General features: G+C 63.9%; 8 protein-coding genes. 6 read left to right on the forward strand and 2 right to left on the reverse strand.

All coding sequences use genetic code 11. The features are described 5' to 3' along the window. A partial coding sequence (locus R3175_RS09110) for a type VI secretion system tip protein VgrG (protein ID WP_318943956.1) occupies positions 1–1628 on the reverse strand: 1628 nt, incomplete at its 3' end. 346 nt (positions 1629–1974) lie between these two features. Beyond that, a complete protein-coding gene (gene cobU / locus R3175_RS09115; protein WP_318943957.1) occupies positions 1975–2496 on the reverse strand; it encodes a bifunctional adenosylcobinamide kinase/adenosylcobinamide-phosphate guanylyltransferase in 522 nt (173 codons plus the stop codon). 171 nt (positions 2497–2667) lie between these two features. Between cobU and R3175_RS09120 the strand changes: the two genes are divergently transcribed. From R3175_RS09120 to R3175_RS09145, 6 genes are all read left to right on the forward strand, one after another. After that, positions 2668–5160 (forward strand): hypothetical protein, encoded by a 2493-nt coding sequence (locus R3175_RS09120; protein ID WP_318943958.1) that lies wholly within the window; start codon positions 2668–2670, stop codon positions 5158–5160. Between the two features lie 102 nt (positions 5161–5262). Further along, complete coding sequence (locus R3175_RS09125) at positions 5263–8253, forward strand: parallel beta-helix domain-containing protein (protein WP_318943959.1); 2991 nt, start codon at positions 5263–5265, stop codon at positions 8251–8253. A 104-nt stretch (positions 8254–8357) separates the two neighbouring features. Beyond that, a complete protein-coding gene (locus R3175_RS09130) occupies positions 8358–10235 on the forward strand; it encodes a putative nucleotidyltransferase substrate binding domain-containing protein (RefSeq protein ID WP_318943960.1) in 1878 nt (625 codons plus the stop codon). A 22-nt stretch (positions 10236–10257) separates the two neighbouring features. Continuing rightward, positions 10258–10995 (forward strand): 3'-5' exonuclease, encoded by a 738-nt coding sequence (locus tag R3175_RS09135; protein ID WP_413231752.1) that lies wholly within the window; start codon positions 10258–10260, stop codon positions 10993–10995. 171 nt (positions 10996–11166) lie between these two features. Further along, the gene (locus R3175_RS09140; protein ID WP_318943961.1) at positions 11167–11586 is read left to right on the forward strand and encodes a hypothetical protein; all 420 of its coding nucleotides are present in this window, start codon (positions 11167–11169) and stop codon (positions 11584–11586) included. Between the two features lie 254 nt (positions 11587–11840). Continuing rightward, positions 11841–14390, forward strand: a complete 2550-nt coding sequence (locus R3175_RS09145) for an EAL domain-containing protein (RefSeq protein ID WP_318943962.1) — start codon at positions 11841–11843, stop codon at positions 14388–14390. The last annotated feature ends 7 nt before the right edge of the window (positions 14391–14397 follow it).

Here is a 14397-nt window from a genome sequence, read left to right on the forward strand (position 1 = left end):
AGGTGGTCGTTGGCCTGGATATGGCCGAGGCGGTCGTTCTCCACCGTCAGGTGGCTGTCGTGCCTGATGACTTCGGTGCGGTCGTGCTCGGTGAGCAGGTCCAGGTCTTTCTGGGCGTGTACGTAGATCTGTTCCTGGCCGGCCTCGTCCTCGAAGCGAAGTTCGTTGCTGCCTTCGCCCTTGTGGGTCTGGGTTTTCAGCACGGTGCGGGTCTTATGCTCCGGCAGCGCGTAGGGCGGTGTGTTGGTGGCGTGGTAGGTGCGGCCGGTGATGATGGGCTGGTCCGGGTCGCCGTCGAGGAAGCTGACGATGACCTCGTGGCCGATGCGCGGCAGAGCCATGAAGCCGTACTGGCCACCGGCCCAGCCCTGGCTGACTCTTAACCAGGCACTGCTGTGTTCATCGTTCTGGCTGTAGCGATCCCAGGGAAAGCGAACTTTTACTCGTCCATGCTCGTCGCAGTGGATCTCTTCGCCGGCAGGGCCGGTGACGGTGGCCATCTGCGGGCCGTCCATCATTGGCCGTTCCACCGAGGCTGGGTGGGGCCGCCAGGTGCGATCCGCTGGGATGGCCTCGAAGGTGTTGCTGTAGCTGGTGGGCTCGGAGCCGCCCTCCTCTTCCAGGGCCTGGGGCTGTTTGCCAGTGTGGACGATGCCGGTGAGCAGCCAATCGCGGTTGAGCGGATCTTGCTGGTGGCCGGTCAGGGGCAGCTTGGCGCCGGCGGCGAGGTCCGGACGGTTGCTCTTGCCATGGGCCTCGCTGGCGTCGTTGCGCAGGGCGTCCAGCCGGGCCTGGGTGAAGGCGGTGCCGCTGGCATCGGCCTTGAAGCGGCCGGGGTAGTCGTAGTGCTGGTAGTCGTCGCGCTGGTGGTCGATGCCGGACGCGGCCTGTTCGTGCATCAGGGCGTAGGCGGGGTTCTTGAAGGTGTAGTCCTTCATCGCCACCGAGGCGGCGCGGACCCGCTCCCGATAGCTGAACTCGAGCACCGCCGGTTGCCGGCTGCTGCCGCCGGCGGTGGCGTTGTAGGTGGCCTCCGGCAGGGTCACGGTGTCGCCGTGGTGGTCTGAGATCACCAACGGCTGGCTGTCCTGTTCGGTATCAAACCGGTAATGCCAGCCTTCCTCGGCGGCGAGGCGCTGCAGGAAGCCAAGGTCGCTCTCCCGGTGCTGGACGCAGTACTCCCGCTCCTGCGGGGTGCGCCTGAGGTCGAACACCGTGTCGGCGATGCCGCGCTCCTCCAGCAGGGTCTTGAGGATGGTGTCCGGGGTCCGGGTCTGGAAGATGCGGCTGTTGCGCATCAGCCCCAGGCGCCACAGCGGTGGCTCCACCACCAGCTCGTAGCGGGTGCGGCGGTGGCCGGTGTCGCCGCGGGCGAATTCGGAGACCACGCCGGTGAAGCGGCGCAGCAGCTGGCCGTCCTGCCAGACGGCCAGTTCCACCGGTTGTTCGAGGACCTCGGAAACGCCGATCCCCGGATCGGTGCTGGCCAGTTCCAGCTTGCCGCGGAACAGCTCAGAGAGGGCTTCAGTGAATTCGAACCCGACCACGGAGAACAAATCGTCGGGAAGGCTGCCCACACGGGCAGTGAACTGCAGTCCCGCTGCAGCGGGGCGATTGGCCTCGGGCATGTCTTCGATCCTTGAAGTTCGATGTACGCGTGATCCCAAGGACAGACATTAAACCTATCGCTATCGCTGGGACCGACTTACTCATCCTGAGCAGCCCCTGATTATACCGCTGAAAAGAGGGTTTGAAACCCAGCAGGGGGAAGCTTGGTCAAATTTCGACCAGCTCGGTCGTAGAAAACCCTTCCCTTATAAATATTGTGTAAGCTGAGTTAGATGCCCCGCATATTGAGCAAGAGTCATTTGGTCAGGAACGCAGTCGAGAGAAGGTGATATCACCAGTTAAATGCTCCCCCGGTAAGCGTTAGTACACAGGCCCCGGGGTGCCTGGCTTCCCGGGCTAGGCCCCTTATCCCTTCAAAACCAACGGCAACCCCGCCACACTCATCAACACCCGATCACACCGCTGCGCCAGCGCCTGGTTGAGCCAGCCCAGCTCGTCGCAGAACCGGCGGGTCAACGAATCCATGCCGATCGTCCCCAGCCCCACCTCGTTGCTGACGATGATCAACCCGCCCGGGTAGGCAGTCACCGTTTCCAGGAAGGCCGTGCGCTCCCGCTCGAACACCGCGTCCCCGGCGTGCAGCAGATTGCTCACCCACAGGCTCATGCAGTCGATCAGCAAACACGGCGGCTCGTCCCGCATTGCCTCATCCGCCAACACCTCTGCCAGGGCCAGCGGCGCTTCCCGTAAGCCCCAATGCCCGGGACGGGCCTGTTGGTGCCGACGGATCCGCGCCGCCATCTCCTCATCGCCCGCCGTCGCCGTGGCCACATAGACCACCTCACCCTCATGGGCCTGCGCCGTGCGCTCGGCCATGCCGGTCTTGCCCGACCGGATGCCTCCCAGAACCAAGGTACGAACTGCCAAATCCATCACTCCTGCACAGTGCGACAGCCCACCGGACCACGCTGATTAAAATCTGGCCCAATGTGACGCAGCTCACACAACGCCATTATGCTACAAACTGTCACGTATTAAATGGAACCTCGTGAGAGTTTCTCACGTTTAGTCCAGACAACAACAAAAACCGAGGCACCAATGACACACTCAAACCATCCCTGTTTCAAGGCGTGGCTGCTCGGCAGTGCGTTAACCCTGTCCGGCTGTCTGGGTGGCGGAGGCTCCTCCGATCAATCCGACACCGAAACAACGCCAACCGACACCTCCTCCCCCGCTACCGTGGCTGCCGATCCGCCGGGACAAGTGGGTGGCGACCGGGTTGAGCGGCAGCAGCCCTATGGTCGCTACCAGTTTGCCAATCGCTGTTACCTGATCCAGCAGGGCAGTCACTACCTCGCCACCAGCCCGGCCAATGACGGTTATCGAACCACCACCGACGCCAGCCAGGCTGCGTCCTTTTACTTCAAGCCCACCGGGCTGGGCAGCTACCTGCTGCTGTCGGACTACCAGCGTGGCGAAGGCGAGCAGGGTCTCAAGTCGCTGCTGGGCATCACCGATCCGATGGGCGAGTTCCTCGACGATTCCGGCAACTTCATTGGCGAAGTCAGCTATCTGGTGGCGGGCCTGGGGGATATGGCCAACTTCTTCCTGGACCCGGTGTCGCCACTCGGCGATGCCGTCCGGGCCCTGGGTGAGAGCCTGGAAGACAGCGGCGACCAGCTCGCCGAGATCTCGGTCAACCCGGCACTGGGGCTGGTCACCGAGGCCAGCGACCTGGCCGTCTGGGATGCGCTCCCCGCCAGCGACGACCGTTTCCAGCTTGCCGCCAGGGTCACCGGCTTGCTGCTGACGGCCTCGGACCAGGGCCTGGGGCTGTCATCGCCCACCATTGCCGGCGCCGACAGCGAGTTCACCATGGTGCCTGCCAGTGATTGTGCCGCCTACCCCGAGGCAGAGCTGAACGCCACCGTCGCTTCCCAGGGGCCGGCCATCTACCTGAAAGACGTGGACCGCTTCCGTGGCATTCGCGGCATCGACAAAAACGACCTGTACGGTTATGTGGACGTGCACAGCCACATCTCCGCCTACGAGTTCATTGGTGGACGGGTGAACTACGGCGATCCGTTCCACAAGTTTGGCATCGACCATGCCCTGCACGACTGTGAAGCGAACCACGGGCCCCAGGGCATGACCGGCATCGTGGAGCATGTCACCAGCACCCTCGGCCCTCACGAGACCCAGGGTTGGCCTACCTTCAATTACTGGCCCCGCAACGACTCCCTGCAGCACCACCAGAGCTACTACCGCTGGCTGGAACGGGCGCATCTCTCTGGCCTGAAGATTCTGGTCAATGACCTGGTGCACAACGAGATTCTCTGCCAGCTCAATCCGCAGAAACAGAACGACTGTGACACCATGCCCGCCATCGAAATGCAGGCACGACTGATGCAGGACATGCAGGACTACATCGACGCCCAACACGGCGGCCCCGGCCTGGGGTGGTTCCGGCTGGTGACCAGCCCCGCCGAGGCCCGGGAGGTGATCGAAGCCGGCAAGATGGCAGTGATCCTGGGGGTCGAGACCTCCAAGGTGTTCAACTGCGGCGAGTTCCAGGATCAGCCGGAGTGTACCCGGGAGCAGATCGTCGAGCGCCTGGACCGGCTCTACGACCTGGGCGTGCGCAACGTCTTCCCGGTGCACAAGTTCGACAACGCCTTCGCCGGCCACCTGCCCGATCTGGGGGTGGGCTTCGGCATCGGGCCCATTCTGTACGCGGGCAACCTGGCCGAGACCGGCCACCCCATCGAGTTCGAGACCTGCCCGGCCGAACTGCAGGAATACACCGGACAGGAACCGGACCAGAACCCGGAGCCACTGGGACCGTTCGGCTTGATGGAACAGTTGCTGTTCCAGCTCGACTACCTGGGCGACCGCTTCCCGGAAAGCCCCGAGGAGTTTGCCGAGTACGATCCCCGCGCAGGCACCGAACACCTGTGCAACCGGCGTGGCCTCACCGACCTGGGCCACTTCCTGATCGAGGAGCTGATGAAGCGGGGCATGCTGATCGAAACCGATCACATCAGCCGCAAGGCCTCCGCCCGCATCCTGGAGATCACCCAGGAACACGGTTACCCGGTGATCAACAGCCACGGTGGCTGGGGCGGCACCGAGCGGCTGCGGGATCGCATCGCCGCCCAGGGGGGCGTCACCGGTTCCTTCGCCTCGGTCCGTGACCACTGGGTGCGCCAGTTGACCCGGGACGGCGGCCGCCCCCGGGACGATGCCTACCGGGTTGGCCCTTTCGGTGGCGCCGGCATGGCCTCGGACGTCAATGGCATCGCGGCCCTGGCCGGCAACCCCGGCAGCCCGGAGCTGGCAGACCAGCTCTATCCGTTCAGCTCGGTGGACGGCCGGGTGACCTTCGACGTCCAGCGCACCGGCGACCGGTCATTCAGCCTGTACGACGGCCGCGGCGTGGCCCACTACGGCCTCTACCCGGACCAGATCGAGGACATGATCCGCTTCAGCGACGCCCCCCGCGAGCAGGTCGACGAGGCGGTGAACCAGCTGTTCACCTCCGCCGAGGCCTACCTGCGCATGTGGGAACGGGCGGAACAGGCGGCGCGTTGATCCGGCCGTTCACCAACCTTTCCAGCGGCCCCCGGGAGGGGGCCGACAACCTCAGGCATCACCCACAAACACAGTGCACAACACAACAAAGAGAACGAGACGATGAGACACTACCCGACAACCTCCGGTCTGGCGGCGGCCCTGTCCGCCGTCCTGCTGGCCGGCTGCTTCGGCGGCGGGGGCGGCAGTGACAGCGATGCTCCCCGGCCACCGGCCACCGACAACGTCGTCGCCGGCGACCAGGTCAACCGCGGCAAGCCCGACCGTTTCTCCGAGGGCCGCACCTTTATGATCAACCCCGGCCCCGACGCCACCACCGACATGGTGTCGGCGATGATCCAGATGCGGCCGGGCGATGTCATGGAGTTCGGCTGTGGTTTCTTTGAGCTGGACCAGGGCCTGCTGCTGCAGGCCACCGAGGACATCCGCATCGAAGGCTGCGGCAAGGACGAGACCGTTCTCTCTTTCCGGGACAGCGTGAATGTCACCGGCCTGGAAGCGCTGAACGTTCGGGGCATCACCGTGGAGGGCCTGACCATCCTCGACTCCCCGGGCGACGCCTTCAAGCTCAAGGGGGTCAAGTGGGGCACCCTGCGGGACGTGCGGGCCCTCTGGTCCGGCGGTGGCGAGCCGATCACCGCCGACAACTACCCCAGCCGGCTGCACGTGGCCTGTACCGCGCCGCCCTACAACGAGGGCGACCCCACCCCGGATTACGTGCCCAGCTCCGCCAGCGGCCGCTACGGCATCTACCCGGTGGAGTCGGAAAACATCCTGGTGGAAAACTCCGAATCCGTGGGCGCCTCGGATGCCGGCATCTACGTGGGCCAGACCAACACCGCCATCATCCGCGACAGCCGCGCGGTGTACAACGTCATGGGGTTCGAGATCGAGAACGTCCAGGGTGGCGAGTACGACAACAACCTGGCCGAGTGCAACACCGGCGGCTTCCTGATCTACGACCTGGAGAACATCACCCAGTACGGCGACACCTCGGTGATGCTCAACAACCTCGCCCGCAACAACAACACCTACAACTTCGCTCACAGCGGCCTGGTGTCGGCGGTGCCCCGGGGCACCGGTTTCATCACCCTGGGCTACGACAACATCGAGGTCTACAACAACACCTTCGAGGACCACAGCACCGCCGCGGTGATCTACACCAGCTATGAGCTGATCGACGGCGAGGGCAAGACCTCGGACAAGAAGCTGGACCCCTACACCGAGGGCCTGCACATCCATCACAACGTGATGCGCAACTCCGGTTACGATCTGCCGCCGCCGGACTTTGAGGCGGTGATGGAAGGCCAGGTGGAGACGGTGCTGCCCACCCTGATCGGCCTGAAGAACGTCACCAACCCGGGCAAGGGCGCCCACATTGTCTGGGACGGCCTGCTGGACGAGCTGGACGAGGAGTGCCCCTACCCGGTGGATGCCAACGGCGAGCCGGTGCCCCGGGATGAGAATGGCAAGCCGATCCACACCAACGAGCACCCAAACCCGTCGTGTCACTACAACGCCTACAAGTTCGATGCCGCCGGCAACCGCAAGCTGCCCCAGTGGGGCTCCTGCTTCAACAACAACGACCTGGGCGGCGAGAGCCAGGCTTACATGAACTTCCACGGTACCGAGGGCATGGAACTGGTGCTGGCCGCCGCCGATCAGGATGCCAGCATCCTCAGCCCGGAAGGCGTACGGTCCATCCTGGAAGGGCTGCCGGGGGCGGTGGCGGACACCGACAAGTCCGTCCACGACTGCCAGGCCCGCTTCGGCAAGCTGCTGGAACCGCTGCCGCGGGTGGTGATCCCACCCTTCGAGCGCAGTGGCGAGATCGATCCGGCGCCAACCGAGGAGTACGTCAACCGACTCTGTGGCCGCAATGTCGGCCCCAACCAGGTCAACCGCCGCGCGCTGGCGGTGAACTGTCCGCGTTTGGATCAGTACAATCTGTTCGCCGATCCCCACGACCCGCGCAGCACGCCCAATGAAGGCGGTGTGCCGTTCGTGCTCAACAGCAAGCTGTTCTCCGACTACGCTACCAAGTACCGGGTTGCCTTCATCCCCCCCGGCACCAAGGCCATCTATTACGACGGCCAGGACGGCGGCAACCTCAACGGCGCCCTGCATTTCCCCAACGGCACCGTGATCAGCAAGACGTTCACCTTCACCAATGAGGCCGAGGGCACCGAGGAGCTGGTGGAGACCCGCCTGCTGATCCGCCGGACCGGCAAGAGTGGCAAGCCGTTCTGGGACGGCCTGACCTACATCTGGGAGACCGGCAGCGACGGCAAGCCGGTGGCCAAACTGGCCATGGGCGGCGGCACCCGCGCGGTGAGCTGGCACTATCAGGACAGCCGCACCGGCAACCTGCTGGCCGGCTCCACCGACAGCTACGCCATTCCCAACGCCAACCAGTGCATTACCTGCCACAGCAACGACGATGTGGCCTCCGGCAGCGCCCCCATCGGGCCCAAGCCCCGTAACCTGAACCGTCGTTACGCGCCGGAGTCCAGCTTCATGGGCAGCCGGGGCCAGGGCGGTTTCCCGCGGGTGAACCAGCTCCAGTACTGGGTGGACCAGGGTATCCTCACCGGCACTCCGGCCCTGAACATCGACGGTCATGGCGTGGCCACCAACATCGAGCGCCTGCCCCACTGGAACCTGCCGGGAGACAGCGGCGAGGTGGCCGGCTCGGAGGCCGACATCGAGCAACGCCTGCGCGCCTACCTGGAGGTCAACTGCCAGCACTGCCACAACGACCGCGGCGCCGCCTCCAACACCGGCTACTACCTGGACCACTTCCGCGAAGTGGACGCCAGCTACGGCATCTGCAAGAAACCCACCGCTACCGGCGGCGGTTCCTGCGGCCGCCAGCACATCGTGGTACCGGGGGATCCGGACGCCTCCATCGTGTCCTGCCGCCTGGGGGCCGAGCACGATCCGCAGCGGATGATGCCGCCCATCGCCCGCAGCGTGACCCACACCGAGGCGGTGACGCTGCTCAATGACTGGATCGCCAACGTGGTCACCACCGATTACGAAAACGGCGATGCCTGCGGCGGCGGCTCCATCTTCCAGTCCCTGGTTCAGTAGGGGCATTCGGACCATGCGGGCAACCCGCATGGTCCATCCTTTTCCCCACCTGCTATATTGCCTCTGAACAGCGTACTTCCAAGGACGACCGCCAGAGGCCCTGCATGCAAGCCGAACTGATCGAAATTCGCAATCACCTGGCCCAACACCCGCCCTTCGACGAGATGGCCGAAGAGACCCTGGACCAGGTGGTCGCACAGATAGAAGTGGCCTACTACCGGGCCGGCAGTTCGATCGTCCAGCAGGGTGACCCCAGCAGCCGTCTGTACTACGTGCGCAGCGGGGCGGTGGAGATCTACCGGCGATCCGGCGAGCTCTACAACCGCCTCGGCGAAGGTGAGGTGTTTGGCCAGTTCGGGCTGATGATGAACAAGACCGTGCGGTTCCCGGCCACGGCCCTGGAAGACACCCTGCTCTACCTGATCCCGGCGGAGGTCTTCCAGCACCTGTGGGAGACCGACGAACAGTTTGCCGACTACGTCGAGATCGAGGATCGCACCCGCCTGCGGGCGGCAGTGTCCCGACGGGAGAAGAGCAACACGCTGATGACGGCACGGGTAACCCGGCTGATCTCCCGCAAGCCGGTCACCGCCCCCACCACGGTTCGCCTGCAGGAAGCCGCCCGCATCATGACCGAAGAAGGGGTCTCCTCCTTGTTGCTGATGGACGAGAGCGGGGACAAACCGACCCTGGCCGGCATCATCACCGACCGGGACCTGCGTACCCGGGCCCTGACCGAAGCCCTGCCCTCGGAGACCCCGATCCAGGACATCATGTCCACGGGACTGATCACCCTCCGCGCCCGGGCGTTCATCTTCGAGGCCATGCTGACGATGCTGCACAACAACGTCCATCACCTGCCGGTGATGGACAAGGATGAGCCCCGCGGGGTGATCTCACTGGCGGACGTGATCAAGTACGAGAGCCAGAGCAGTCTGTTCCTGGTCAGTAACATCTTCCACCAGCAAACGGTGAAAGGGCTCAAGAAGGTCAGTCAGGACGTGGCGCCCACCTTTGTCCGCATGGTCAACGAAGACGCCAATTCCCACATGATCGGCAGCGCCATGGCCGGCATCGGACGCAGCTTCACCCAGCGGCTGTTGGAACTGGGGGAAGAAAAGCTGGGCCCGCCGCCCATCCCCTACTGCTTCATGGCGCTGGGCTCCATGGCCCGGGACGAACAGTTGGTGGTGACCGACCAGGACAACGCCATGATTCTGGATGACAGTTTTGATCCGGAACAGCACGACGAGTACTTCCTGGAACTGGCCCGGTTTGTCTCCGACGGCCTGGCCGCCTGCGGTTACAAGTACTGCACCGGCGACATCATGGCCACCAACGAGAAGTGGCGTCAGCCGCTGCGGGTGTGGAAGGGCTACTTCACCGACTGGATCGAGAACCCCAAGGCCGAGGCCCTGCTCAACAGCAACATCTTCTTCGACCTGGACGGCATCTACGGCGACACCCAGATGGCCGAGGAGCTGAAGACCCTGATTGCCCACAAGGCCAGCCAGAGCCAGCGCTTCCTGGCCTACCTGGCCAAGAACGCCCTGAATCGAACACCGCCGCTGGGTTTCTTCCGCACCTTCGTGATGGAGGAGGACGGCAAGCAGAAGAACACCTTTAACCTCAAACGGCGGGGCACCGCTCCTATCTCCGACCTGATCCGGATTCACGCCCTGGCTTGCGGCTCACGGGCGCAAAACTCCTTTGAGCGGCTCAGGGCCATTGGCGAGACCCACCTGCTGCCGGACAGAGGCGTGGAGAACCTGCGGGACGCGCTGGAATTCATCGCCATCGTCCGCATCCGTCACCAGGCCCTGGCCATCGAGGATGGCCGGGAGCCGGACAACAACGTTCGCCCCGAGGACCTGTCGCCGTTCGAGCGCAATCACCTCAAGGACGCCTTCCAGGTGGTCAGCAATGCCCAGAAGTTCCTGCGCTACCGCTACCAGGCCTCCGTCGGCCGTACCCTGCCCTGACCGCAACGTTTACGGGACATCCATGGTTCATCGCAAACAACCCAACCCGCCGCAACCCCAGATGGCCGACTTGCCCTGGCCCGAGCGACTCGCCCATTACGCCGCGCGGGCCCGGGACCCCCGGCTGAAGGCCTTTTTTGAGGCCGGCTGCCCGGCACCGGACACCCCCATCGGCGAGGTGCCCATGGTGGCCGTGGATTTCGAGACCACCGGCCTGGACCCGGACAGGCACTCCATCGTCAGCATCGGCCTGGTGCCCTTCACCCTGTCCCGCATTCACTGCCGCGACGCCCGCCACTGGGTGGTCCACCCCCACCTGCCGCTGAGCCAGGACTCGGTGACCATCCATGGCATTACCCACTCGGACATCGATCACGCCCCGGACCTGGGCGAGATCCTGACCGAGCTGCTGCAAGCATTGGCGGGGCGTATCGTGGTGGTGCACTACCGGGAGATCGAACGCCCCTTCCTGAACGTGGCGCTGCAATGGCGGCTGAAGGAGGGCATCACCTTCCCGGTGATCGACACCATGGCCATCGAGGCGCACCTGCACCCCAAGCGCCGGCCCAACTGGCTGCAGCGTTTGAAAGGCGAGCGCTCGGTCTCCATCCGCCTGGCCGACAGTCGCACCCGCTACAACCTGCCCCATTACGCCCCCCATCATGCCCTCACCGACGCCCTGGCCACGGCGGAACTGCTGCAGGCGCAGATTCAGCATCATTTTGGGCCGGAGACGCCGGTCAAGGATCTGTGGTTGTGAAACGTAACGCAGCAGCGTCACCACAAAGAATGAACGCCTCTACAATCAATTCCTACAATTGAATTCCCCGCTTTTCGCTATATGCAAACCAACGAACAGGCACTGGAAGCCAGCATCGAGAAATAACTCACCGGCACCAGCCTGGAGGAGCAACGGGGCATTCAGGAGCAGGTGCCCTTCAGCCAGCACCATGGTTACCGGCAGGGTCTGGCGGCTGACTTCAATGCCCGTTATGCCATCGACCTTCGCTTCCTGTGGCAGTTCCTGGAAACCGCTCAGGGCGAGCAACTGGACCGGCCGAAAGAACGTTATGAGCAATGGCAGCCCCGAATCCTCGACCGTTTTGACCGGTTGGCGAAAAAACACGGCATCCTGCACCTGATGTACCCGGCGCCCCTGGCCAGCAGTTCCGACAAGGCCAAACGCCAACAGCTGCGCTTCGTCAAGACGCCCGGCGGTGGCTATCGAGTCATCAACCACGACAGAATTGGGTGCCTGATCGACTCTCATGGCGCTACCTCTCGGCGAAGAAATGCCCACACTCACCGAGCTGCCCCCAACCCCACGGCCAGCCGATCCTTCTCAGGATAGCCCAGCCGCGGCCACCCTCGGGGGCCACGGCAAAGTCAACGCATGCCGGGGGATGCGTTCCCCAAACTTTGAACAGCTTCGTGGTTTACAGGCTCTCCCCCCAATCCGACAGTACATAAATCGGGGAAGTTGCTAGACTTAGGGAGCTTCTGGCAACAAAACAAGAAACCGAAAATCGACGACGGGGTTAGCTGTCCGTGAACCATCACCTGGCGTTGCGAATTGTCCTGGCCGCTCTCCTTGTGTGGGCCTGCATGCCTGCCCACGCCGGAACCCCACAGGTTCTGGTTAACCCTGGGGCGCCCATCCAGGCCCATTTCGAGTATTGGGAAGAACCCACGGCGCAGGCCAGTATTGATGAGGTAACGGCGCTACCCCAGGACCAGTGGCAACTGCAGGCCGAGGGCGAAGGCACCTTCGGCATTACCTCCTCGGCCTATTGGCTGCGTTTTTCCGTCAGCAACCGCACCGACGACCGGCAGAACCTGATTGCAGAACTGGCCTATTCCCAGCTCGACGACGTCGTGTTCTACGTCTATTCCGGCGACACCCTTGTTCGCCAGGTCCGCACCGGGGACACCCGGCCCTTCTATCCCCGGGATGTGGATCACCCCAACATGCTGGCCCGCTTCACACTGGCGCCGAACGACGCCCGGACCGTGTATATCCGGATCGAGACCGCCGGCTCGATGATCCTGCCGCTGCGTGTCTGGCGTGAGCACGCCTTTTACGAAGCGGCCGCCGATGAACAGAAACTGCATTTCTTTTTCTACGGTTGTCTGACGGTCATTATCCTGATCAACCTCGCGGTGTTCCTGAGCCTGCGGGAGCGGCTCTACCTCTATTACGCGCTGGCGATATCGGGCTACCTGTTGTTCTTCACGTCCATCACCGGGTTCAGTTTCCAGCACTTCTACCCCCGGGCGCCCGTGTTGCATGGCAACGTGTTACTGCTGTCCATGCCCACCCTGGCGCTGTTCTCGATCCTGTTCTGCCTGGAGTTCCTCCGCATCAAGGCCCATAGCCCAAGGCTGTACAAGGCGCTGCTGGCGATGCTGGGGTTCGAGCTGGTCTACTTCGCGACCATCCTGTTGGTGAGCTACAACACCGCCATCCTGTTGGGCGCGGTGTCGGCCTTCGTGTTTTTCTCACTGCTGTTTATCGCCGGCCCCATCAGCTGGGCCGAAGGTATCCGCGCCGGTGCGTTTTTCACCGTTGCCTGGATACCGCTCACGGTGGGCGTGCTGGCCACGGCCGGTCGTGCCCTTGGCTTTTTCCCCGAGAACTTCTTCACCGAGCACGCCATGCAGATTGGCTCCGGACTGGAAGCCTTTATCCTCACCCTGGCCCTGGCGGATCGGCTCTACCGGGAGCGGGAGCAGAAATTCCGGGCGCAGGCCGACACCCTGCGCGAAGAAAAGGCCCGCAGCGAGGCCCAGAACCGGCTGAACGACGCCATGACCCACGATCCGGTGACCTGCCTGCCGAACCGCAACCGCTTCGAATGGATGATCGACCGCCAACTGGCCGAAGACCCCGACGGCCACTACATGGTGGGCGTCGCCCGCATTACCCGGCTGGATGAAATCAACCGCACGCTGGGCCTGTCCCGCAGCGAACGACTATTAAAAACGATTGCCCAGCAGATGATGGAGCTGGCGGCCAAACTGCCCATCACCCACGCCATTCACGACAGCCAGGGCCGGATAGAACGGGTCTACCAGTTGTCCGGCGACAGCTTCGGCATACTGGTGGATGTCCGCAAGGCCAGCGGCGACTTCACCGCCCTGGACAAAGCCCTCAAGCAGTTGTCCGATCCGGTGCAACTGGACAACCTGGCCATCGAGACGCACCCCCGATTCGGCGCCGCCAGCTACCCCCAGCACGGCGACACCGCCGCGCTGCTGATCCGCAATGCCCATGTCGGCATGGAAATGACGCCTCACGGCCGCTTTCGCACCGGGATCTACTCCCCGGATCATGACATTTACAACGAGAGCCGGCTGACGCTGCTGACCGACCTGCGGGAAGCGCTGAACCAGAACCAGACACAGCTGCATTACCAACCCAAAGTGAACCTGACCAGCGGGGAGGTCGTCGGGCTGGAAGCGCTGGTGCGCTGGCATCACCCCGAACGGGGCTGGGTCCCCCCCGGCGAGTTTATTCCCCTGGCGGAGGAGACCGGCGGCATCACCGAACTGACGCAATGGGTGGTGGCACAGGCCCTGGCGGACCTGGCCGAGCTGCATCGCGACCATCCGACGCTGACCATGTCGGTGAACGTCTCGGCCCGGGACCTGGTCTCCTCGAATCTCGAGAACCTGTTCGAAACCCAGTTACGGCGCCACGGCGTGCCGGCCGACCGGATCACCGTTGAATTGACTGAAACCGCCGCCCTGGAAGACCCGGAGCGGGGCCTGAAAGTGCTCCAGGCCTTAAACGGGCTTGGCCTCAGGATATCCATCGACGACTTCGGCAATGGCTACTCCTCGCTCTCTTACCTGAAGCAGTTGCCGGCCACGGAAATCAAGCTGGACCGGTCACTGATCCTGGATATCGACGCCAGCGAAGGCTCCCGGATGATCGTGGCAACGGCCATCCGGATGGCCAAGGGCCTGGGCTATCAGGTGGTCGGCGAAGGCGTGGAAACCCCGGACACCGCCAACCTGCTGCGGGAGATGGGGTGCGACATGCTGCAGGGATACTGGGTGTGTAGCCCCCAGCCCCTGCCAATGATGCGAACCTGGTTAGCGGCAGGGTTTTACGCCGCAGTGGATCGGGTATACCTGGCGCAGAAGAGATGACGCCGCC

The organism is Marinobacter sp., assembly GCF_033722735.1.
Taxonomy (GTDB): Bacteria; Pseudomonadota; Gammaproteobacteria; order Pseudomonadales; family Oleiphilaceae; genus Marinobacter.

Coding starts and splice junctions, on each gene's coding strand:
- R3175_RS09130 (WP_318943960.1), top strand. CDS start 8,358: ATGCAAGCCGAACTGATCGAAATTCGCAATCACCTGGCCCAACACCCG.
- R3175_RS09135 (WP_413231752.1), top strand. CDS start 10,258: ATGGTTCATCGCAAACAACCCAACCCGCCGCAACCCCAGATGGCCGAC.
- R3175_RS09125 (WP_318943959.1), top strand. CDS start 5,263: ATGAGACACTACCCGACAACCTCCGGTCTGGCGGCGGCCCTGTCCGCC.
- R3175_RS09120 (WP_318943958.1), top strand. CDS start 2,668: ATGACACACTCAAACCATCCCTGTTTCAAGGCGTGGCTGCTCGGCAGT.
- R3175_RS09145 (WP_318943962.1), top strand. CDS start 11,841: ATGCCTGCCCACGCCGGAACCCCACAGGTTCTGGTTAACCCTGGGGCG.